Source organism: Pseudomonas sp. GL_135 (assembly GCF_057834665.1).
In genome coordinates this window covers 1,869,112-1,891,452 of sequence record NZ_CM174408.1, presented here as the reverse complement: position 1 = coordinate 1,891,452, position 22,341 = coordinate 1,869,112, and the positions used below count along the sequence as shown (strand labels likewise).

The following is a 22,341-nucleotide window of genomic DNA, read 5'->3' as shown; positions in this document are numbered from 1 at the left end:
CCGACCATGACCCAGCCGCTGAAAGTCGTCGCCTACTACCGAGTAAGCTCGAAAGCTCAGGGTGCGTCAGGTCTGGGTATCACGGCACAGGTCGAGTACATGACTCGTGCAGCCAAAGCGAGTAACTAGGAAGTGATTGCATCATTCGAGGACATCACGTCCGGCAAGATCGCCACTGAGGACCGTCCAGAAGGTGCGAAGGCTTTGGCACTGTGCAAGGAGACTGGTGCTGTATTGGCGGTAGCCAAGCTGGACAGGCTTTCTCGTTCGGTTGCCCACATTGCAGCACTCATGGAACGAACCAGCTTCAAAGTCTGCACCACGCCAGATGCAACACCTTTCCAGCTTCACTTGTTCGCAGCACTCGCCCAACAGGAACGTGAGTTCATCAGCCAGCGTACAAAAGACACGTTGGCCGCTCTGAAAGCGAATGCTGCCGAGGGCAATGCAAAGGCTATCCGCAGTGTCGCAGCACGTGCAGAAATATTGGCACGGGGCCGTACAGAGGCCAACAGGGCGAAGGCTACAGCTGCGGTCAAGGAAAGTGTAGCGTCATGGTCTGAGACAGTACGTGACCCAATCGACTTGTGCGTTCGAAAGGGTGCTAAGTCACTGCAACAGGTTGCCGATTGCTTGAACGACAAGAAGATTGCCACGGCCCGTGGCGGTGAATGGTCACCAATGCAGGTATCTCGTGTGATGAAGACTCTAGGACTCGTATTCGCCTGATACAGCGCTCGCATCGGGCCTTCGTGCTCACCTTCGCCACTCGTTGTTCCCTGCCCCGAGTGTCACCACGCCCACGCAATCACCACGCCACCAGCAAGCCCAGCAGAGCCGTCAGGACTTATTTTCGTTTTAAGGCGAAAGCCATCAGCCCCCTACGCGCTGCGTTAAGACGATAGGATGAAAATCTGTCACCAGCGTTGGTGCATGCCCCGGTACTTATTCTCGCCAGCCATGCAGAGAACGACCCCCATCCCTTGCAAAGTCGATTTCGATGGGCAGGGTTTTGACTAAACCAAGCTGACTAAGTGACCGCTGCCGATCGCTAGTTTTTACTGGCCGATTAGTGTATTTGTGACCTTTTCGACAAGGACGATTTGAAATGAGTTTTGATGAACAGATTCAGTCAGTGATGTGGGGAGACTTAGATTCAGAAGATGATTTTCCAGCCCAGCGTCCGTTGCTTGCTCACTACACTTCGGTAGGAGTGCTTGATGCAATGATGGGTAATAACGAAATATGGTTTTCTAATCCGCTATACATGAATGATTTGGAGGAACTTCGTTTTGGCATGGTAGAGGGGGCCAATGCATTTCGTAACAATCAAGAACTGAGAGCAGCGCTTCACAACGATCATGCATTCGAAACCATGATGGGGCATTTCAACAACCTGTTTGAAGCGTTCGAAACAAAGCACGCCTTTGACACCTACATCATGTGCTTAGCTAAACATGCACCGGAAAATAACGACGGTCTTTTATCGATGTGGCGCGGGTATGGTGCAGGTGGTAGCGGTGTAGCCATCGTGTTCGATACGAAGAAGATTGCCGTTTCGGAGTCTTCTCCTTTTATTATTGGCGCCGTGAAATACGGTACACGTGAAGACCGTCTGAACTGGATAACAACCAAGATAAATGGATTGGCTAAAATATTAGCTGAACCAACATTAAATGACGAAGAGCTGTTCAGTGTTGCATATCAATGGATCGAGCGTCTGAAGATTTTTGCAGTCTTCACAAAACACAATGGCTTTCACGAAGAGCAAGAGTGGCGTATTGTATACATGAGTGAGCGGGATAGGCATGATAAACTTAAGAGCATGCTCGGGTACACGATCACGCCACTCGGAGCCGTCGAGCCCAAGCTGAAGTTTCAGGTGGAACCTCTGGATGGGTTATTTGGTGAGCACCTTTCACTAGAGAGCATTATAGACAGGATTATTCTCGGGCCAACTACCTCGACGGCGCTAGCCGAGACTGCCGTAAAAAGAATGTTGAGTCACCGGGGAAAAAATGCACTGACTGAGAAGATCGTAGCTTCATCCATTCCATTCCGATCTTAACTACCAGCAGACACGGGGAATAGCGTGATGCCTGAAATTCCTAAATGGACAAACTGCTTAGCTGATGTTTATACCTATCGATATGGGCCGATTGCCCAAGAATTCTTAACTCTAGTTATCAATCCTTCATTGGACGCTCTTGATGTTCAGGTAAAGCATTGGGAAAAGTCAGACGACCCTGTATCTCACTTTATGCTATCTGACTTGAGCGAGCTGATTTACAAGACACGAATGGCATTCTGTTTGGCTATCCAGTCTCTATGGGAGCAGCAGATACGAACATACCTAGCAGGTTGTCTACAGCAATTGAGCATAAATCCATTTCCTGTATCTAATCGCAGGGGTGCCCACTCTGTTCAGACTGTATTTTGGGGTGATGAACTAAATACTGTATTTGAGAGATTGCGAGGTATCCCTTTACCTTCATTCGCATCATTTGAATCGCTCGACCTACTAATGTTGGTAGGTAATGTGTGTCGCCATGGTGATGGTTGCTCAAGTGTTAGATTGTGGGGTATCCGCCGCGATCTCTGGCCCGCTTACCACAATGCTGATAACGAGTTCCTACGATCAACAATGACAGGTGAAGCACCTCCAGTGCAATCAATGCAAATCCCTAGAGAGATGCTGGAAGATTTCGTGGACAAGATTTGCCACTTCTGGGAAGACACTAATTACATCTATGAAGAAAGCATTGAGCCAAAACATCCATCCCTAGAGGCAAGATTAGCTATAAGGCGAACTGAACGCGCTGAGGGTGTTCGCTACAACGGGTTTACCACAGCTACTACGCGAGGAATATAAGATGGATATGATGCTTCCGCTGTACCTTCAGTATGACTCGGGTTTTGGTGCTGTTGCTAATTCTTTCAAATCCTCAGCGGATGCACTTAAATCAAATCCTTCCGCTGGCGGTCTACAGTCGCACCTACCGATAAGTTTCCTGTACCGTCATTCAATCGAGCTATATCTTAAGTCGTGCATAGTAATCTTTCATCTTAGATTTAATATTGCTTATCAACAGACTGGTAACGATGAGGCCGCGATTCTTGTAGGCACTATACCCAAGCTGTTAAAGGACATTCACGCACTAATGCCACTTTACACGCATCTAAAGTCGCTCATAGATATAAACATCGACTTCTTGACTACACTCGAAAAAACGGATTGGATATTGACATCGGAACTGGATGCCCGCGTAAACCTGATTGACGACACAGATTCGTCAAGCACTTTTTTCAGATACCCAGTTACTAAGGACAAACCAAAAGACAAGCAAAAATCAATTGTCCAGCCTACGGACTGGGAGAACATGGTGGCAAACATGAACACCGGCCCAAAACCAGTAAAAGCGTTTGTGTTTGTGGACGCTGATCACAATGTAGTTCAAGCGTTCAGTCATGATGATCAAAAAGTGAAGACACTCATCAATACATTGCGGGAGACCGCTTAGGATTTTTGTAGTCTTCAGATGATGACGGTGTGGAAACTCGTCGAGCAGCGTTGATAATTTTTTGCTGCACAAAGCTAATCTACGCGCCCCTATAATTGAAAGATTCAGTGGGTGGCAGTCTTGATCGCGATATTGAGGCAGGTGCAGGAAAAAAATATGACACGAAAATGGGATTTGTCAGTGCTGAAGGAGCACATTCGCACCCTCAAGCCGAACAAGGACTGGCTACTGAGCACGGTGGACTCGGTGAGCCACTCCCTGCTTATCTACCAATATCACAAGAGTCTAGCTCGTGACGCATTTGCCGCCTATCAAGTCGAGCATGACCCTGATGGAATAAAAATGTTCACTGGGGCAATGATGATGGGAAACGATGAAGAGTTCGAGGATGCAAAACTCGCCAGCGAAGCTAATCTGATTGCTGCTATCAATATCACACGGAATACATTCGATATCTTTGCTCAGCTTCTGAATGCCCTAGCCCTCCCCCACCCCTTGAGCATAGAGCACTGCACCATCAGCAAAGTGAGGGATGGCCTTCCTGAAGGCACCTTAAGAGCGGAGGTTACACGGGTCACTCGACTTCCTTGGTTTCGGTATCTCTCAGGTTTCAGCAACACCATCAAACACCGACAACTCGTATCACATGAACCATCGTCGAAGCACCATGAAAGCACTGGTGAGTATCTAGGAGGCGGAGCAGAGGTCGCATCCTTCGAGCATCAGGGAAGGAAATTCAAGAGCTACTGGGTACAAGAAGTGCTAGAAGGCACGGTCGAAATTCACAACGAAATCGTCATGCTAGGCATCACTCTTAACAAATGGTGCCTACATCCGGCTCACGCTATAAATACTAACCGATGAAAATGCAACCTAAACGGCTTTGATGGCGAGAGAAAAAATGATCAATGTAAGATCGTCAGCACAGTGCGCCACCTAGGTGTACTACACGCTGTCACACTTCGAGATTTTAGACTGAGAAAGCCTTGAGAATTCAACGGCTTGCGTTATGGAGGCAACCCCACCAGCCACACCCCGGCACACAATGTTCCCGCTGTGGCTGCTGCCTTCCGGCTCTGACCAGGTTCACGGGTAATCGTTGCGGGGGGACCGATGGGGTCACCATAACGACGCTCGCCAGTGGCGAGCCGCGCCATTGTACCGGTCTCGCGAGAAGTTACAACCTCTTGTTTCAGATTAAGATTTTGAGCGTATCCAAGCGCTCGCGGTGTGCACGACGCAGCCAACAAACCGCGGGATGCGGCACAATGGGGCCTGAATTTTCACCGCCGGCAAGCCAGTGGCTTCCCCCTGCCCGAGCCCACCAGGGCGCAAGACCCAGGAATCACCGATGCAGTTCGTGCTCACCCGCTACGAATCCCTCTCCCCCACCCAGCAGCGCCAGTTGCTGGAGATCGCGCTGCTCCCCGAGCAGGTCCGCCACGTCGGCGACATCCATGGCGGTTTGCACACTCTGACCGCCCGTCCCGTCGCCGACCGGCAAGGCTTCGTACTGCTGATCAACGACACCCCCCGGGGCTTTTTCGTACTCAAGCGCAGGTCGCTGCTGCCGGACTGGGCACGTGACCGCCCGCGCATCACCACCACATTGCACGCGCTGATGATTGATAAAGGGTTTCAGGGGTTAGGACTGGGCAAGCAGTGCCTGCGCGCGCTGCCCGAATTGACGCAGGCGTTATGGCCAGACACCGAGCAATTGATGCTGGCGGTGGAGGCCGGCAATCACCCGGCGCGCCAGCTGTACCTGGCACTGGGTTGGCAGGAATTGCCCGAAAGCAATCCGGATCACGCCGGCGTTGAGCGGTTGATGCTTCTCACGCTGTAACGCTCAATGGGCCAGCGAACGCAACTGCCGGACCTTGCGGCTGCGCTCGACGTTCATCCAGTGCTCGAGGGCGGTGACGCCCATGGGCCGCGCGACAAGGAAGCCTTGCACTTCGTGGCAACCCAGTTCGCAGAGGATTTCATACACGCCTTCGGTTTCCGCACCTTCAGCGACCACGCGATAACCAAGGCGCTTTGCCAGGTCGACGATGGCTTCCACCAGGCCACGATCCTTGTCATTGCTGTCGATGTTTTCCACCAGCGACTTGTCGAGCTTGACCGTGGTGGCCGGCAGTTGTCGCAGGTAGGTCCAGTTGCTGTAGCCGGTGCCGAAGTCATCGATGGCGATGTCGATGTTCAATCCACGCAGGCGCTCCAGCTGCAAGCGGGTCACTTCAGGGTTATCGCACAGCGCGCTTTCGGTGAACTCAAGTTCGAAGCCGCTCGGATCAAGATCGCTGACCGACAGCTGCTCAAACAGGGCATCGCTGAACGATGAATTCGCCAGGTCGATGGCCGATACGTTCATCGCCACTTTGAAGGCGTAGCCCTGCGCCTGCCAGATCGCCGCCTGGGCGACGGCCTTTCTCAACACCCAAAGACTGAGCGAGCGAATCAGCGCGGTCTTTTCCGCCAGCGGGATGAACTCCGCCGGACTGATCGGGCCCAGCACCGGGTGCTGCCATCGCAACAGCGCTTCGACGGTCACAATGCGCCCGGTCGCCACTTCCAGCCGTGGTTGGTAGACCAGCGACAGTTGATCCGGGCTGCGGACGGCCTCGGCCAACGCCGCCAATAGCAGAAAGGCCCGTTGCTGGGCGAAGTCCAGATGGGGCTCGTACCAGCGCCAACCCGTGGACTTGCCTCGGGCTTCGTCCGCGGCGCTGACCACCAGCCGAATCCAGTCGCGCTCATCGCAGCGGTCCAGGCCCAACGGCAGCACGCCGATGCCGACATCCATTTGAATGGGAATGTTGCGGCAGATCAGCGGCCGCCGAAAATGCTCGAGCAACTGCCGAAACAGCAGCTCGGCCTGCTCTGGGCGCGCGTTTCGGGTGATCAGCGCGATGCGCGTGGGGCTGACCTTGTACAGCGCGGTATCGGCAGGCAACTGGCTGCGGCAGTTCTCGATCATGCAGCGCACCAGCTCCTGGGCGAAGCTGTAACCCAGCGCTTTGACGATGCTGTCGAGAAACGCGGGCGCCACCATGTCCAGCGCGACCAGCGCGTATTTGCGTCGATCCGCCAGAGCGCCGAGGTCTTCTTCCAGGCGCAGGCGGTTGAACAGGCCGGTGGGCTGATCGACGTAGCTGGCGTGGCGCAGGTTGTTGAGCCGCTTCATGACTAGCTGGCCATACATCTCCAGCATCGCCAGGTCGCGCGGGCCCAGTGGCGGCCGAGGTGTGCTGTCGATGATGCACAGCGTGCCCAGGGACAGGCCGTCGGCAGTCACCAGCGGCACGCCGGCGTAGAAGCGGATGTGAGGCTCGCCGGTCACAAGTGGGTTGTCGCTGAAACGCGGGTCAAGCATCGCGTCCGGGACCTGAAACGTCTGGTGGCCAAGGATGGTGTACGCGCAGAAGGCGATTTCGCGGGGCGTCTCGCGCTCATCAAGACCTGCCCGTGCCCGAAACCACTGGCGGTGCTCACTGACGATGGAAACGAGGGCGATGGGGACCTCGAAATAATGGGTCACCATCGAGACAATGTGATCGAGCACATCGTCGGCCGTCGCATCGATGAGCCCCATGTGGGTGATGCGCGAAAGCCGGGAACGCTCGTTTTTGGGCAATGGAGCACGGGTGGCCATAACTGAAATCCCTTTTAGACCGCTTCGCAAACCGCTTCGCCAGTAGTATCAAAACGATATGTATAGGGAAAATACCACCGCTTTTTGTGCGATGCAGGCGTCGCGGACAAGCGGCGATTCCCTTTCACCGCTTCGTACCAGAGGACTGTTTGCAGTCACCCACCTGGGTGATTTATTGCACGTGAAGGACCTCATCCGCCTTGCCGCCCGCACCCTGTATGACCAAATGGATGAAATGCAGTTTGGTGATGACGGCCGGCGGCAGCACGAACGGATAGAAATCCGCCTGGCCCATGGCGCGGGACAATTCGTTGAGCATGCCGGCCAGTTCGATCCACGCGTTGACGAACGAGAGGAACGCCGGCCCGCCTGGATGCTGAGGGTCGTACAAGGTTTCCAGCGGGAACGGCTGGTAGTCGAGGTCCATGTCCCGGGCGCTCATGCCCAGGCTCAGGGCGGTGTCGACGGCGTCCATCATGTGCAGGTAGTGCGCCCATGTTTCGGCCCAGTCTTCCCACGGGTGCATGGTCGCGTAGGCGCTGACGAAACTCTGTTGCCAGTCGGCGGGTGCGCCGTTCTGGTAGTGGTGATCAAGGGCGTCGGCGTAGCTGGCGCGGTCGTCGCCGAACAGGTGGCGGAATCCGTCTTGCCAGTAAGTGTCGGCGATCAGACGATCCCAGTAGTAATGCCCCACCTCATGACGGAAATGCCCGAGCAGCGTGCGGTAGGGTTCGTGCATCTGCACGCGAACCTTCTCGCGAATCGCATCGTCGGCTTCTTCGACGTTGAGGGTGATCAGGCCACTGGCGTGCCCCGTGGTGGGCAGGTTGCCTTCCAGGTCGACGCCCAAAAATTCGAAGGCCAGCCCACGCTCTTCATCCACGCTTTTCGGAATGACTTGAAGCCCGAGGGTGATCAATTGCGCAACCAGCCGGCGCTTGGCGGTCTCGATCTTGCCCCAGCGCTCGGGGTTCTCCGGCACGGACAGGTCGGGGATGGTCTTGTTGAGGCTACAGGCGATGCAGAAATCTCCGGCATTCGGCGCCGGAAACACCCAGTTGCAGGCGGCTGCCGTGTCGAGGTTGGCGCAACGGCGGTAGAGCCCGGCCTGGGGCTCGTCGGTCAGACGCCAGGTCTGCGCCTCGGAGCCCGGTTCCAGCGCGGCAATCTTGCTCTGCTCGGGGAGATACCCCAGCGCAGACGAACAGGCCAGGCACTGACTGTTGCGGAAAAACACCGACTGCCCGCAATGGCATTGCCAGACTTTGCTGTTGCGCTTGCTCTCACCGGCGAACGGCGCCGCGATCCGTGTGCTGAGTTGTTCGAAGAACTGGAACATGGCGATATCCTGATGGGGCTGCAAGCACTAGATTCCCCAAGGTGGCGGGGGTTCCGTGGGATTTTCTTACTCTTGGGTCCCGCTTATCGGCGGAACTACTTCACTCAGGTCCAGATCCGGGGACCCGCCTAACGGCGGGCATTTCGCCTTCGGCGAGTTACTTGGAAAAGCACCCCAAGTAACCAAGGGTGCTTGCTCTCGGTTTGGCCCTTCCTTCGTCAGGGTTCCCTCACTCCGGCCTTGCTCCGTGGGCCCGCGCCGAACGGACATCCATGTCCTGACGGCGCTCTCGCCGCATCCATGCGGCTCGACCCACTCCGCAAGACCTGCGTTCAGCCTGCACCAAAGTCGCGTTTGGCGGTGTCTGGACTTGCTTCGTAGGAAAGATCAAAAGCAAAGCAAGGCAGATCAAGATCAGATCGAGGGCAGATCAATCGCTACGGACTTGTGGGAGTGAGCTTGCTCACGAAGGGGTTGGTACATCCATCAAATATCTGGTGTTTGGAATACAGCATTCGCGAGCAGCTCGCTCCCACAGGGAGGGGGTGCTATCAGCAAAAATGTCGGTGCCTGAGCTGGCCTCTTCCCGGCTGAAGCCGGTCCTACAAGGACACCATATGTCGTCAGTGGGACCAGCTCCGACTGTAGGACCGGCTTTAGCCGGGAAGCTTTTGATCTTGATCTTCTTACGCGAGAGCTCAGACGACACCTATCGCGACTTGGGTGCAGGCTGAACGCAGGTCTCGCGGAGTGGGCCGAGCGGCATGGATGCCGCGAGAGCCGCCCCCCGCCATGGATGGCGGATGGCGGCGGGCCCACGGAGCGAGACCGGAGTGAAGGAACCCTGAGGAACGAAGGGCCAAGCCAGGAGCAAGCACCCTTGGTTACTTGGGGTGCTTTTCCAAGTAACTCGCCGAAGGCGAAACTGAGGCCGTTAGGCCGACGCCTTTGATCTTGATCTAGCTGACTTCAACGCCATGTTGCTTAAGAAACGCCAAGAACGCCGCTTCGTCCAAAACCGTAAGCCCCAGCTCATTGGCCTTGGTCAACTTCGAGCCCGCCCCCGGCCCGGCCACCACCGTGTGGGTCTTCGCCGACACCGAACCGGACACCTTCGCACCCAGCCCTTCCAGCTTCTCCTTCGCCACATCCCGGCTCATCAGCTCAAGCGACCCGGTCAGGACCCACGTCTGCCCGGCCAGCGGCAAACCCTCCACCACCTTCTTCTCGCTCTGCCAGTGCATGCCGAAATCCTTCAGCTGCAGCTCGATCGCCAAGGCCCGCTGCGCGTGCTCCGGGACATCGAAAAACGCCCGCACAGCCTGCGCCTGCTTCTCCGGCAGCGTCTGCCGCATATCCAGCCAGTCCGCCTTGACGACCGCCTCAAGGGTGCCGAACTTGTCCGCCAGCTTCTGCGCCGCACCCGGCCCCACCGACGGAATATTCAACTTATCCAGCAGGCCGCCCAACGTCGCGCTCGCCGCAAACTCGGCGCCCAGATCGCCCGTGTCCTGCAGCTGCATCTGGCATTCGCCCAGCAATGCCCCGATCACGTTCTGGTTGTGCTCGTCCTCGAAGAAACTGTGAATCTCATGGGCCACTTCCAGACCCACGTCCGGCAGATACGTCAGCACCTCCGGCAGCGCCACAATCACCCGATCCAGGGAACCCAGCGAGCGCGCCAGCACCTTGGCCGTCTCCTCGCCCACGTCCGGAATGCCCAAGGCATAGATGAAGCGCGCCAGCGTCGGCTTCTTGCTGTCGTCGATGGCCTTGAGCAGCTTCTTGCTGGAGATGTCGGCAAAACCCTCCAGATCAATGATTTGCTCGTACGTCAGCTTGTACAGATCGGCCGGCGAGCCGATGAGCTTTTCGTCCACCAGTTGCTCGATGGTTTTGTCGCCCAAGCCTTCGATGTCCATCGCGCGACGAGACACGTAATGGATGATCGCCTGTTTCAGCTGCGCGCCGCAGGCCAGCCGGCCGACGCAGCGATACACCGCGCCTTCGCTGATGGTTTCCTTGCCCTTGCTGCGCTTGATCAGCTGCGTGCGCTCGACCAGCGAGCCGCACACCGGGCAGGTCTGCGGGATCTCGACGGCGCGGGCGTCTGTCGGGCGGCGCTCTTGCACGACCTGCACCACCTGGGGAATCACGTCCCCGGCGCGGCGGATGATCACCGTGTCGCCGATCATCAGGCCCAGACGCGCCACTTCGTCCATGTTATGCAGCGTTGCGTTGGCGACGGTGACACCGGCGACTTTCACCGGCTTCAAACGGGCCACCGGGGTGACGGCGCCGGTGCGGCCGACCTGGAATTCCACGTCGAGCAGCTCGGTGAGTTCTTCCATGGCCGGGAATTTGTGGGCGATCGCCCAGCGCGGCTCGCGGGCGCGGAAACCCAGCTCGCGCTGGGCGGCGATGCTGTTCACCTTGAACACCACGCCGTCGATTTCGTACGGCAACGACAGACGTTTCTCGCCGATGTCGTGGTAGTACTTCAGGCAATCTTCGATGCCGTGGGCGATCTTCATTTCGCGGCTGATCGGCATGCCCCACTCTTTCAACTTCTGCAGGTTGCCGGTGTGGGTGTCGGCGATGTCATGGGACACCTGACCGATGCCGTAGCAGCAGAATTCCAGCGGGCGATTGGCGGTGATTTTCGAATCCAGCTGGCGCAGGCTGCCGGCGGCCGCGTTGCGCGGGTTGGCGAAGGTCTTGCCGCCCACTTCAAGCTGGCTGGCGTTCAGACGCTCGAAGCCGGCCTTGGACATGAACACTTCGCCGCGCACTTCGAGGGTGTCCGGCCAGCCTTTGCCGTGCAGCTTCAGCGGGATATTGCGCACGGTGCGCACGTTGACGCTGATGTCTTCGCCGGTGGTGCCGTCGCCGCGGGTGGCGCCACGCACCAGGGCGCCGTTCTGATACAGCAGGCTGACTGCCAGGCCGTCGAGTTTCGGCTCGCAGCTGTATTCCACCTGCTTCGACGCAGCCGGCAGATCCAGCCCTTCGTTGACCCGACGATCGAACTCGAGCATGTCGGTTTCTTCGAAGGCGTTGCCCAGGCTGAGCATGGGGATTTCGTGGCGCACCTGGGTGAACGCCGACAGGGCCGCGCTGCCGACACGCTGGGTCGGCGAGTCCGGGGTCACCAGATGCGGGTTCTCCGCTTCCAGCGCCTTGAGCTCGTGGAACAGCCGATCGTATTCGACGTCCGGGATGCTCGGCTCGTCGAGGACGTGATAGCGGTAGTTGTGCTGATCCAGCTCAGCGCGCAATTCAAGGATGCGGGTTTCGGCGGCTTTCATAAATGTGGTCTCGAAATGCAAAAGAGCAGCCGAAGCTGCTCAATTGGTGATGCTTGACTCTGTGGGAGCACCAATCAGCGACGCTGGGTCAGGGCGCGACGTTCGAACTCGACGATGCGCTGACGGTAATGCTCGATGGTCTGCGCGGTCATCACGCTGCGCTGGTCATCTTTCAACTCACCGTTCAACTCATGGGCCAGCTTGCGAGCCGCTGCGACCATGACATCAAACGCCTGCTTCGGATGACGCGGCCCTGGCAGACCCAGGAAGAAGCTCACGGCGCGAGTGCTGAAATGGTCGATGTCGTCCAGATCGAACACGCCCGGCTTGACCGCATTGGCCATCGAGAACAGCACTTCGCCGTTGCCGGCCATGCTTTCGTGACGGTGGAAAATGTCCATTTCGCCGAAGCGCAGACCGCTTTCCAGAATGTTCTGCAACAGCGCCGGTCCCTTGAAGCCGCTTTCGTCGCGGGAGATCACGCTGATCACCAGCACTTCCTCAACCGGGGGCAGGTCCTTGTCTTCGGTGATGCGCTGGTTCGGCTTGTCGTCCGGGAAATCGTCGTCGCGGGCGCTAAACAGATCCGGGCCATTGGCGCCGAGGTTCAGATCACCCTGGTGCGGCTCGTCCTTGCGCTTGCCGCGTCGCGGTTCACGTTCGGCGCGCTCGCGGGGCGCTGCACTCATCGTTGGCAGGTCATGCTCGTCGAGCTTCGGTTCTTTATGGGTGTCGAGAACGCGCGCAGGGCCCAACACTTCAGCGGACGTCGGTTCGTCGTCGTCCGGCAGGTTGGACAAGTTACGGTCCAGCCTGAATTTCAATTTGCCCTTGCCACCACGCATCCGGCGCCAGCCGTCAAACAGAATACCGGCGATGACAATAATGCCGATGACGATCAGCCACTCTCGCAGACCGATTTCCATGTAGTCCCGTGCCTCTAATTAAATTCTGAAAATTAAGGGCGCAAACCCCTTTAAAACGTGGAGCCAACTCTATGTTCTGAATGGCCTTTTACCCACGCGAAATGGAAAAGTGGACATTAAGCTAGCACGACCAAAGGCAACTTTACACCGTCTGTTACATCTGGCAGGTCACAAGCATCTGTCACGCTGCGGCGGTGGTTCCTGTACTGGACGCCCGTGCACCACTTTTCCCTGCAAATCTGCATGATCGCCACGCGATCAACTGCGCATCCTGCTACGACTCCACCAGCGCCATCGCCTCCTCTACATCGACCGCCACCAGCCTTGAACAGCCTGGCTCGTGCATGGTGACGCCCATCAACTGGTCAGCCATTTCCATGGCGATCTTGTTGTGGGTGATGTAGATGAACTGCACGGTCTGCGACATCTCCTTGACCAACCGGGCGTAGCGCCCCACGTTGGCGTCGTCCAGCGGCGCATCGACTTCGTCGAGCATGCAGAACGGCGCCGGGTTGAGTTTGAAGATGGCGAAAACCAGCGCCAGCGCGGTCAGGGCTTTCTCACCCCCGGACAGCAAATGGATCGTGCTGTTTTTCTTGCCGGGAGGACGCGCCATGATCGTCACCCCTGTATCGAGTAAATCTTCGCCCGTCAGTTCCAAGTAAGCGCTGCCACCACCGAAAACTTTTGGAAAAAGTGCCTGAATTCCGCTGTTTATCTGATCAAAGGTCTCTTTGAAACGGTTGCGCGTTTCTTTGTCGATCTTGCGGATCACGCTTTCCAGCGTGTCCAGTGCTTCGACCAGATCGGCGTCCTGGGCGTCCAGATAGCGTTTGCGTTCGGACTGCTGCTGATACTCGTCGATGGCGGCGAGGTTGATCGCGCCCAGGCGCTGAATCCGCGCGGCGATGCGTTCCAGCTCTTCTTCGGCGTCTTTCTCGTTGGCTTCGGCGGTCAGGGTCGCCAGCACGCCATCCAGGTCGTAGCCGTCTTCGTGCAGTTGCTCCTGAAGCGCCTTGCGTCTGACGGTCAGCGATTGCCACTCCAGGCGCTGCTGTTCCAGTTGCCCACGCAACAGCGCTGATTGCTGCTCGGCCTGGTTGCGACGTTTCTCGGCCTCACGCAGTTCGCGGTCGGCGTCTTCCAGGGCGTTCTTGGCGGTGCGCATCTCTTCGTCGACCACCATGCGCTTTTCCAGCAGCTCTTCGAGCTTCATGCGCAGTTCTTCCAGCGGCGCGGCGCCCTCCTCCAGATTCAGGCTCAGTTGCTCGCGCTTCTCGGTCAGGCGCTCGGACTGCATCTCCAGACGTTCCAGGGCCTGGCGCGTGGAATCATGCTGCGCGCGCAGCGAACCCAGGCGCACGGCCAACTGGTTGGCGTGATCCTTATGCTGGCGGGCTTCCTGACGCACCCGGTCCAGACGCTCGCGCAGGCTGTCGCGCTGTGCCAGCAGCAACTCGCGCTGTTCAGTGTCCAGCGCCATGCTGTCGAGGGCGTCCTGCAACTGCAGGCGGGATTCGCCGAGGGTTTCCTGCTCCATGGCCCGCTGTTCGGCGAGCTCGGTCAATTCTTCGTCGAGCCGCGTGCGGCGCAGGGTCAGTTGCTCGACCTTGGCTTTGGCGGCCGACAACTGGGCTTTAAGCTCGCTCTGCTGACGGGCTTCGTCCTGCAAGCGGCGGCGCAATTGCTCGCGGTTGTCTTCCTGGATACGCTGCTGCTCGCCCTGGGTCGACAGCTGCTCGTCCAGCGCGGCCAACGTCGCTTCGCGCTCTTCGCGCTCGCCTTCCAGACGCTGCAATTCCTGACCCCGCGCCAGCACGCCGCTCTCGGCCTCGCTGGCACGGCGCACACGGAGAAAATCCCGACCGACCCAGTAGCCGTCGCGGCTGATCAGGCTCTCGCCGGCGCCCAGTTGGCCGCGCAGCGCCAGCGCATCGTCCAGGGTTTCAACGGGTTTGACCTGGCCCAGCCAGTGGGTCAGATCGACCTGCGTGTCGACCTTGTCCAGCAAGCTGCCAGGGATCCGCGTGACGTCAGCGCCGGGACTTACCAGGCGCAAGTCGCCCTGACTGAATCCGGCCAGATCGAGACCGGCGAAATCATCCACCAGCACCGCATTCAGGTCGGCGCCCAGCACGGTCTCCACGGCCATTTCCCAGCCCGCCTCGACCCGCAGCCCTTCGGCCAGACGCGGACGCTCGCTCAACTGATGATCACGCAGCCATTCGGCGGTGCCGGTGCCGGGGTCGAGTGCCGCCTGTTGCAGCGCCTCCAGCGACGCAAGCCGGCCGTTCAAGCGTTGCAGATCGCCTTGGGCCTGCTGTTGCGCCTGGGTGGCCTGTTGCAGATCGACGCGGAGTTGCTCAAGGCGCTCGATCAGGTGTTCTTCTTCAGCGGTCAATTCTTCGAAAGCCATTTCCCGGGCGGCGAGGTCTTCGCTGAGTTCGAGAATTGCCGCGTCTTCAGGGTCCGCCGCGAGCAATTGACGCTCTTCGCCCAGACGCCGCTGGCGCTCGGCCAGACGCTCCAGGCTGGTTTCCAGCTGTTGAATGCGCGACTGCTGCACTTCTGCCTGACGCCGGGGTTCGGCGGACGTGAGGTTGAAGGCGTCCCACTGTTCCTGCCAGACGTGCATGGCGGTTTCGGCGTCTTCCAGCGCGGCGGCGGATTCTTCGGCGGCGGCGAGGGTGATCTCCTGCTCCGGCTCAAGCATTTCCAGCTCTTCGCCGAGGGTCGCCAGCAGCGTGCGGTCGTGGCCCAGGTGGGATTCGGTTTCCAGGCGCGCGCGCTCGGCTTCGCGCAAATCGTCCTGCAACTGCCGCAAACGTTGCTGACCGTGCTGAATGCTCTGCTCGACCCGGGCGATGTCGCCGCCCACCGAATAGAAACGCCCCTGCACCAGATTGAATCGCTCGGACAGGTCGTGATGACCGTCCCGCAGACGCTCGATGGCAGCGTCAGCGCTGCGCTGATCGGCGACCAGTGACTCGAAGCCGACTTCCTGATTGCCAATCACCGATTCACGCTGGGCCACTTGCTCGTTCAGCGCCTGCCAGCGCAACGCCGACAATTGCGCCTTGAGCTGACGCTCTTCGGCTTTGTATTCCTGATACTTCTCGGCCGCCTGGGCCTGACGCTGCAGACGCTCCAGCTGACGACCCAGTTCTTCGCGCAAATCGGTCAGGCGCGCGAGGTTCTCGTGGGTGCGGCGAATGCGGTTTTCGGTGTCGCGGCGGCGCTCCTTGTACTTGGAGATGCCAGCGGCTTCTTCGATGAAATTGCGCAGGTCTTCGGGCTTGGCTTCGATCAGCTTGGAGATCATGCCCTGTTCGATGATCGAGTAGCTGCGGGGGCCCAGGCCGGTGCCGAGGAAGATGTCGGTGATGTCGCGGCGACGGCATTTGGTGCCGTTGAGGTAGTAGCTGTTCTGGCTGTCGCGGGTCACTTTGCGGCGAATGGAGATTTCCGCGTAGCTGGCGTATTCGCCCACCAGGGTGCCGTCGGAGTTATCGAAAACCAGCTCGATGCTGGCCTGGCTCACCGGTTTGCGGCTGGTGGAGCCGTTGAAGATCACGTCGGTCATCGACTCGCCGCGCAGGTTCTTGGCCGAGCTTTCGCCCATGACCCAGCGCACCGCGTCGATGATGTTGGATTTGCCGCATCCATTGGGGCCGACCACGGCCGCCATGTTGCTGGGGAAGTTCACCGTCGTCGGGTCGACGAACGATTTGAACCCCGCAAGCCTGATGCACTTGAGGCGCATGAATCAGCTGGCCGCCAGGGCAGACAACACCGATTGGCAGCTGCGCTCGGCGTAGCAGGTCAGTACGTCGCGGATCCGCACCAGATCCCGCGCCACCACCGCTTCGAGCAACTGGCCGAAGAGGGTCAGGTACTCGCTCATTTCCGCCTGGCGTTGATCCAGGGCGAGGAAATAGAAGCGGCTCATGGACGGCTGCAGGTTCTCGACGGTCTCTTCCAGGTACGGGTTGTTGGCGAACGGATAGGCCGCGCGCATCACATTGAAACTCTCTTCGACGAAGCCTTTGACGTCTTGGCGTTCGCAACTGGCGATGAGCCGCTGTTGAATCTGCTGGAACGCCGCCAGGTCAACCGGCTCTTTCCAGCTGCGCGCCACGGCCAGACCGAGGAGGATGTACATCTCGCTCATCAGGGCGCAGAGGCTGGTGATGTTGTGCGGGGTCAGCACCGAGACCTGCGCGCCGCGACGGGGAAGGATCACGATCAGATGGCGGCGCTCGAGGATCAACAATGCCTCGCGCACCGAGCCTCGGCTCACGTTCAGCGCGGCCGTGACCTTCTGCTCCTGAATCCGCTCCCCTGGCTTGAGCTCGCCGCGGATGATGCGCTCGGCCAGGTGATGAGCGATCTGCTCGGCGAGGCTGTCAGGTGCCTTGAACGTCATTTCTTACCTTCAACTTCTTTGGTCGCAAACAAGCGGCGGAGTGTATCGCACTGCAGGTCTGTGGCGCAGGGCCATACTGTGGAAACTGGCACGAATTAAGCAGAAACACGGACATGTTCTGCTCACGAGCACTCAGTCTTTAGACGTTATCGTCTTGTGGGTTATCGGCCATTTCTAGAAATAATGAATTTCTTGACCTTTGAGTCAGAAATTAATTGACCCGATAGTTAGAGCTGATAGATTCATCGACATGTTCGATGACCCATCCGCCGGCAGCTGTGACCAGTGCTTTTAATGACAAGAACGAGGCGCGACCCGTGATCCAGTTTCTCCTGAACCAAGAGCTGAAAACCGAGCAGGCTCTGGACCCCAATGTGACGGTGCTCAACTATCTACGCGAGCATCTGCACAAATCCGGCACTAAAGAAGGCTGCGCCAGCGGCGATTGCGGCGCGTGCACCGTGGTTGTCGGCGAGCTGACCACCGACGCGGCGGGCCGGGAGCAATTGAGTTATCGCAGCCTCAATTCGTGCCTGACCTTCGTGGCATCGCTGCACGGCAAGCAGCTGATCAGCGTCGAAGACCTCAAGCATCAGGGCCGCTTGCACAGCGTTCAGCAGGCGATGGTCGACTGCCATGGTTCCCAGTGCGGCTTCTGCACGCCGGGCTTTGTCATGTCGCTGTTCGCGCTGCAAAAGAACAGCGCCGAATCCGCCTCCTCCGAAACAAGACACGCCCAGGCCCACGAAGCCCTGGCCGGCAATCTGTGCCGCTGCACCGGGTATCGACCGATCCTCGCGGCGGCCGAGCAAAGCTGCAGCCAGCCGTCTGCGGACCAGTTCGATACCCTGAAAGCTCAGACCATCGCCCGCCTCAAGGCCATCGCGCCAACGCAAACCGGCGAGCTGAACAGCGGCGACAAGCGCTGCCTGGTGCCGCTGACCGTGGCGGATCTGGCCGAACTCTACGAGGCCAATCCCCAGGCCCGGCTCTTGGCCGGCGGCACCGACCTGGCCCTTGAAGTGACGCAATTCCATCGCCCGCTGCCGGTGATGATCTACGTCGGCAACGTCGCGGCGATGAAGAAAGTCGAGCACTTCGAAGACCGCATCGAGATCGGCGCGGCAACGGCCCTCACTGATTGCTACGAAGCCTTGAGCCGCGAGTACCCGGATTTCGGTGAATTGCTGCACCGTTTTGCATCGCTGCAGATCCGCAATCAGGGCACCCTCGGTGGCAACATCGGCAACGCCTCGCCGATTGGCGACTCCCCGCCCCTGCTCATCGCACTGGGCGCGAAGATCGTGCTGCGCAAGGGCGAGCAGACCCGCACCCTGGCGCTGGAGGATTACTTCATCGATTACCGGGTGACGGTGCGCCAGGAAAGCGAGTTCATCGAGCGCATCATCGTGCCCCGCGCCAATGCCCGGCAGACGTTTCGTGCCTACAAGGTTTCAAAGCGGCTGGACGACGACATCTCGGCGGTCTGCGCGGCGTTCCGCGTACACGTCGAAAACGGCGCCATCGTTGACGCCCGCGCGGCCTTCGGCGGCATGGCGGCGATCCCCAAACGCGCGGCCCATTGCGAGCAGGCGTTGATCGGCCAGCCGTGGACATCGGCCACCATCGAGCGCGCCTGCGCCGCACTGGCCGAGGATTTCACCCCGCTGACGGACTTCCGCGCGAGCAAGGAATACCGCCTGCTCAGCGCTCAGAACCTGCTGCGCAAATACTTCATTGAAGTGCAAACGCCTCACATCCAGACGCGGGTGACAGCTTATGTCTAATCATCATTCAGCCAGGTCCCAGGAAGAAATGGTCGCCCTGTTTCAACAGGACCTGACCACCGGCGTGGGCCGCAGCGTCAAGCATGACAGCGCCGACAAGCACGTCTCCGGCGAAGCGATCTACATCGACGACCGTCTCGAATTCCCCAATCAGCTGCATGTGTATGCGCGGCTGTCCGACCGTGCCCACGCGCGCATCGTGCGCGTTGACGTGTCGCCCTGCTACGCCTTCGACGGCGTGCGCATCGCCATCACCCACGAAGACATTCCGGGCCTCAAGGATATCGGCCCGCTGCTGCCCGGCGACCCGTTGCTGGCCATCGACACGGTCGAATTCGTCGGTCAGCCGGTGATTGCCGTGGCCGCCCGGGATCTGGAAACCGCGCGCAAGGCGGCGATGGCCGCGATCATCGAATACGAAGACCTGGAACCGGTGCTCGATGTGGTTCAGGCCTACCGCAACAAGCACTTCGTGCTCGACAGCCACACCCACCAGCGCGGTGATTCGGCGGCGGCGCTGGCCTCCGCTCCCCACCGGATTCAGGGCACGCTGCACATCGGCGGTCAGGAACACTTCTACCTGGAGACGCAGATTTCGTCGGTCATGCCCACGGAAGACGGCGGCATGATCGTTTACTGCTCGACGCAGAACCCGACCGAAGTGCAGAAGCTCGTTGCCGAAGTGCTGGACGTGTCGATGAACAAGATCGTCGTCGACATGCGCCGAATGGGTGGCGGCTTCGGCGGCAAGGAAACCCAGGCCGCGAGTCCCGCGTGCCTGTGTGCGGTGGTGGCGCGCCTGACCGGCCAGCCGACCAAAATGCGCCTGCCGCGCATGGAAGACATGATCATGACCGGCAAGCGCCACCCGTTTTACGTCGAGTACGACGTGGGCTTTGACAACGACGGGCGCCTGCACGGCATTCAGCTGGAGCTGGCCGGCAACTGCGGCTACTCGCCAGACCTGTCAGCGTCCATCGTCGACCGGGCGATGTTTCATGCCGACAATTCTTATTACCTGGGCGGCGCCACTATCAACGGCCATCGCTGCAAGACCAACACCGCGTCGAACACGGCCTACCGCGGCTTCGGCGGCCCTCAAGGGATGGTCGCCATTGAAGAAGTGATGGACGTCATCGCCCGGCATCTGGGCAAGGACCCGCTGGCAGTGCGCAAGGCCAACTACTACGGCAAGACCGAGCGCAACGTCACCCATTACTACCAGACGGTCGAGCACAACATGCTCGAAGAAATGACCGCCGAGCTTGAGGAAAGCAGTGACTACGCGGAGCGGCGCAAGGCGATCAAGGCTTACAACGCCAACAGCCCGATTCTGAAGAAAGGCCTGGCCCTGGTTCCGGTGAAATTCGGCATTTCCTTCACCGCCAGCTTCCTCAATCAGGCCGGCGCGCTGATCCACATCTACACCGACGGCAGCATCCACCTCAATCACGGCGGCACCGAGATGGGCCAGGGTTTGAACGTCAAGGTGGCGCAGGTGGTGGCCGAGGTGTTCCAGGTCGACATCGACCGCGTGCAGATCACCGCGACCAATACCGACAAGGTGCCGAACACGTCGCCAACCGCAGCCTCAAGCGGCGCCGACCTGAACGGCAAGGCGGCGCAGAACGCTGCAGAAATCCTCAAGCAGCGGCTGGTGGAATTCGCGGCCAAGCATTACCAGTGCGATGAGTCGCGGGTCGAGTTTCGCAACGGCCATGTGCGCGTCGGCGAGCAAGTCATCAGCTTTGATACCCTCGCGCAGCAGGCGTGGATGGGCCAGGTGTCGCTGTCGAGCACCGGCTATTACAAGACGCCCAAGATCTTTTACGACCGCAGCCAGGCGCGCGGTCGGCCGTTCTATTACTTTGCCTTCGGCGCGGCCTGTACCGAAGTGCTGGTCGACACCCTGACCGGCGAGTACAAAATGCTGCGCACGGACATTCTTCACGACGTCGGCGCCTCGCTGAATCCGGCCATCGACATCGGTCAGGTCGAGGGCGGCTACATTCAAGGGATGGGCTGGCTAACGACCGAGGAACTGGTCTGGAACGACAAGGGCAAGCTGATGACCAACGGCCCGGCCGGCTACAAGATTCCGGCCGTGGCGGACATGCCGGCGGACCTGCGGGTGAAGCTGGTGGAGAACCGCAAGAACCCGGAAGACACGGTGTTTCATTCCAAAGCCGTGGGTGAGCCACCGTTCATGCTGGGCATCGCCGCGTGGTGCGCGATCAAGGACGCCGTGGCGAGTCTGGGCGATTACCGGCATCAACCGAAGATCGATGCACCGGCGACCCCGGAGCGGGTGTTGTGGGGGTGTGAGCAGATGCGGGCGTTGCGTCGCGATGCGGAATTAGTTGCCGAGAACGCTGCCGAGATCGTTTCAGAACCTGCTCCGGGGCTCCGTGTGGGAATGCAGCCCGAGACGCTTCGCGTCGACTAGGCGACGCGAAGCGTCAGAGGGTCCGTGCCCACGCAGAGCGTGGGTACGATCGATGCTTGAGGAGAATCACATGAATAACTGGATCAGCGCCCTCGCCGACTTGCAGCAGCAGGGCGAGGCCTGCGTGCTGGTGACCATCATCGAGGAGCGTGGCTCGACGCCGCGCAATGCCGGCTCGAAAATGGTCGTCAGCGCCGGGCGGATCTTCGACACCATCGGCGGCGGGCACCTGGAATACAAGGCCATGGAAATCGCACGGAACATGCTCGCCAGCGGCAGCCAGCAAACCCGTCTGGAGCGCTTCAGCCTCGGCGCCAGCCTGGGTCAGTGCTGCGGCGGCGTGAATGTGTTGCTGTTCGAACCCATGGGCCAGCCCCAGGCGCATATCGCCGTTTTCGGCGCCGGCCACGTCGGTCGGGCGCTGGTCCCGTTGCTCGCCAGCCTGCCCTGCCGCGTGCGCTGGATCGATTCCCGCGAGGCCGAATTTCCTGCGCAGTTGCCGGAAGGCGTGACGCAGATCCTCAGCGAGGACGTCATCGAAGAAGTCGACAACCTCCCCGCTGGAAGCTATTGCATCGTCATGACCCACAACCATCAGCTGGATCTGGAGCTTACCGAGGCGATTCTCAAGCGCGGCGATTTCAGCTATTTCGGCCTGATCGGCTCGAAAACCAAACGGGTGAAATTCGAGCATCGCCTGCGTGATCGTGGCTTCGATGCCGCTGTGGTGCAGCGCATGCGGTGCCCGATGGGCCTGACCGAAGTTAAAGGCAAACTGCCCATGGAAATCGCCGTGTCCATCGCCGGCGAAGTGATCGCCACCTACAACGCTCATTTCGGTGAGCAAAGCACCACCGCCGAACCTGTCGCCAAGCTGCTGCCGGTGTCCCGCCGCAGCCAGGCCCAATGAATCCCGGAAGAACGATCAACTGA

16 protein-coding genes and 1 other RNA gene are annotated in these 22,341 nt (G+C 59.2%); 10 read left to right on the top strand and 7 right to left on the bottom strand.

The window, feature by feature from the left end; all coding sequences use genetic code 11:
* Nucleotides 1–6 precede the first annotated feature (6 nt).
* The 6 genes from AC3ISG_RS08610 to AC3ISG_RS08585 all read left to right on the top strand — a co-directional run bounded on the left by AC3ISG_RS08610 (nt 7) and on the right by AC3ISG_RS08585 (nt 4,385).
* Nucleotides 7–129, top strand: coding sequence for a hypothetical protein (locus tag AC3ISG_RS08610; RefSeq protein ID WP_489298994.1), 123 nt, complete (start codon nt 7–9; stop codon nt 127–129).
* A gap of 3 nt (nt 130–132) precedes the next feature.
* Complete coding sequence (locus tag AC3ISG_RS08605; RefSeq protein ID WP_489298993.1) at nt 133–729, top strand: recombinase family protein; 597 nt, start codon at nt 133–135, stop codon at nt 727–729.
* Nucleotides 730–1,108: 379 nt separating this feature from the next.
* On the top strand, nt 1,109–2,068 hold the full coding sequence (locus AC3ISG_RS08600) for a DUF2971 domain-containing protein (protein WP_489298992.1): 960 nt from the start codon (nt 1,109–1,111) through the stop codon (nt 2,066–2,068).
* A gap of 27 nt (nt 2,069–2,095) precedes the next feature.
* Nucleotides 2,096–2,872 carry a hypothetical protein gene (locus tag AC3ISG_RS08595; protein WP_489298991.1) on the top strand — a complete coding sequence of 259 codons (777 nt, stop codon included), beginning with the start codon at nt 2,096–2,098 and terminating at the stop codon, nt 2,870–2,872.
* 1 nt (nt 2,873) lies between these two features.
* Nucleotides 2,874–3,521 carry a hypothetical protein gene (locus tag AC3ISG_RS08590; RefSeq protein ID WP_489298990.1) on the top strand — a complete coding sequence of 216 codons (648 nt, stop codon included), beginning with the start codon at nt 2,874–2,876 and terminating at the stop codon, nt 3,519–3,521.
* 111 nt (nt 3,522–3,632) lie between these two features.
* Complete coding sequence (locus AC3ISG_RS08585) at nt 3,633–4,385, top strand: hypothetical protein (RefSeq protein WP_489298989.1); 753 nt, start codon at nt 3,633–3,635, stop codon at nt 4,383–4,385.
* A gap of 155 nt (nt 4,386–4,540) precedes the next feature.
* Here the strand turns inward: AC3ISG_RS08585 and ffs are convergent.
* Nucleotides 4,541–4,637: signal recognition particle sRNA small type (ffs, locus tag AC3ISG_RS08580), an RNA gene on the bottom strand.
* A gap of 235 nt (nt 4,638–4,872) precedes the next feature.
* On the opposite strand from ffs, the gene AC3ISG_RS08575 reads away from it, so the two are divergent.
* Entirely contained in the window at nt 4,873–5,367 is a 495-nt protein-coding gene (locus tag AC3ISG_RS08575; protein ID WP_489298988.1) for a GNAT family N-acetyltransferase, read from the top strand.
* 3 nt (nt 5,368–5,370) lie between these two features.
* Here AC3ISG_RS08575 and AC3ISG_RS08570 read toward each other — a convergent pair whose 3' ends face one another.
* The 6 genes from AC3ISG_RS08570 to AC3ISG_RS08545 all read right to left on the bottom strand — a co-directional run bounded on the left by AC3ISG_RS08570 (nt 5,371) and on the right by AC3ISG_RS08545 (nt 17,175).
* On the bottom strand, nt 5,371–7,176 hold the full coding sequence (locus tag AC3ISG_RS08570; protein WP_489298987.1) for a putative bifunctional diguanylate cyclase/phosphodiesterase: 1,806 nt from the start codon (nt 7,174–7,176) through the stop codon (nt 5,371–5,373).
* Nucleotides 7,177–7,348: 172 nt separating this feature from the next.
* Nucleotides 7,349–8,515, bottom strand: coding sequence for a putative zinc-binding metallopeptidase (locus tag AC3ISG_RS08565; RefSeq protein WP_122622647.1), 1,167 nt, complete (start codon nt 8,513–8,515; stop codon nt 7,349–7,351).
* A 959-nt stretch (nt 8,516–9,474) separates the two neighbouring features.
* Nucleotides 9,475–11,823 carry an NAD-dependent DNA ligase LigA gene (gene ligA, locus AC3ISG_RS08560; RefSeq protein WP_489298986.1) on the bottom strand — a complete coding sequence of 783 codons (2,349 nt, stop codon included), beginning with the start codon at nt 11,821–11,823 and terminating at the stop codon, nt 9,475–9,477.
* 74 nt (nt 11,824–11,897) lie between these two features.
* Nucleotides 11,898–12,749 (bottom strand): cell division protein ZipA, encoded by an 852-nt coding sequence (gene zipA / locus AC3ISG_RS08555; protein ID WP_122537306.1) that lies wholly within the window; start codon nt 12,747–12,749, stop codon nt 11,898–11,900.
* Between the two features lie 274 nt (nt 12,750–13,023).
* Nucleotides 13,024–16,512: a chromosome segregation protein SMC gene (gene smc / locus AC3ISG_RS08550; protein ID WP_489298985.1), complete on the bottom strand. Its 3,489-nt coding sequence runs from the start codon at nt 16,510–16,512 to the stop codon at nt 13,024–13,026.
* A 3-nt stretch (nt 16,513–16,515) separates the two neighbouring features.
* Nucleotides 16,516–17,175 (bottom strand): GntR family transcriptional regulator, encoded by a 660-nt coding sequence (locus tag AC3ISG_RS08545; RefSeq protein ID WP_122537308.1) that lies wholly within the window; start codon nt 17,173–17,175, stop codon nt 16,516–16,518.
* Between the two features lie 317 nt (nt 17,176–17,492).
* On the opposite strand from AC3ISG_RS08545, the gene xdhA reads away from it, so the two are divergent.
* From xdhA to xdhC, 3 genes are all read left to right on the top strand, one after another.
* On the top strand, nt 17,493–18,962 hold the full coding sequence (xdhA, locus tag AC3ISG_RS08540) for a xanthine dehydrogenase small subunit (protein ID WP_489298984.1): 1,470 nt from the start codon (nt 17,493–17,495) through the stop codon (nt 18,960–18,962).
* Complete coding sequence (gene xdhB / locus AC3ISG_RS08535; protein WP_489298983.1) at nt 18,955–21,408, top strand: xanthine dehydrogenase molybdopterin binding subunit; 2,454 nt, start codon at nt 18,955–18,957, stop codon at nt 21,406–21,408. The genes xdhA and xdhB overlap by 8 nt, the downstream gene beginning before the upstream one ends.
* 70 nt (nt 21,409–21,478) lie before the next feature.
* On the top strand, nt 21,479–22,318 hold the full coding sequence (gene xdhC / locus AC3ISG_RS08530; RefSeq protein ID WP_489298982.1) for a xanthine dehydrogenase accessory protein XdhC: 840 nt from the start codon (nt 21,479–21,481) through the stop codon (nt 22,316–22,318).
* Nucleotides 22,319–22,341: the final 23 nt, after the last annotated feature.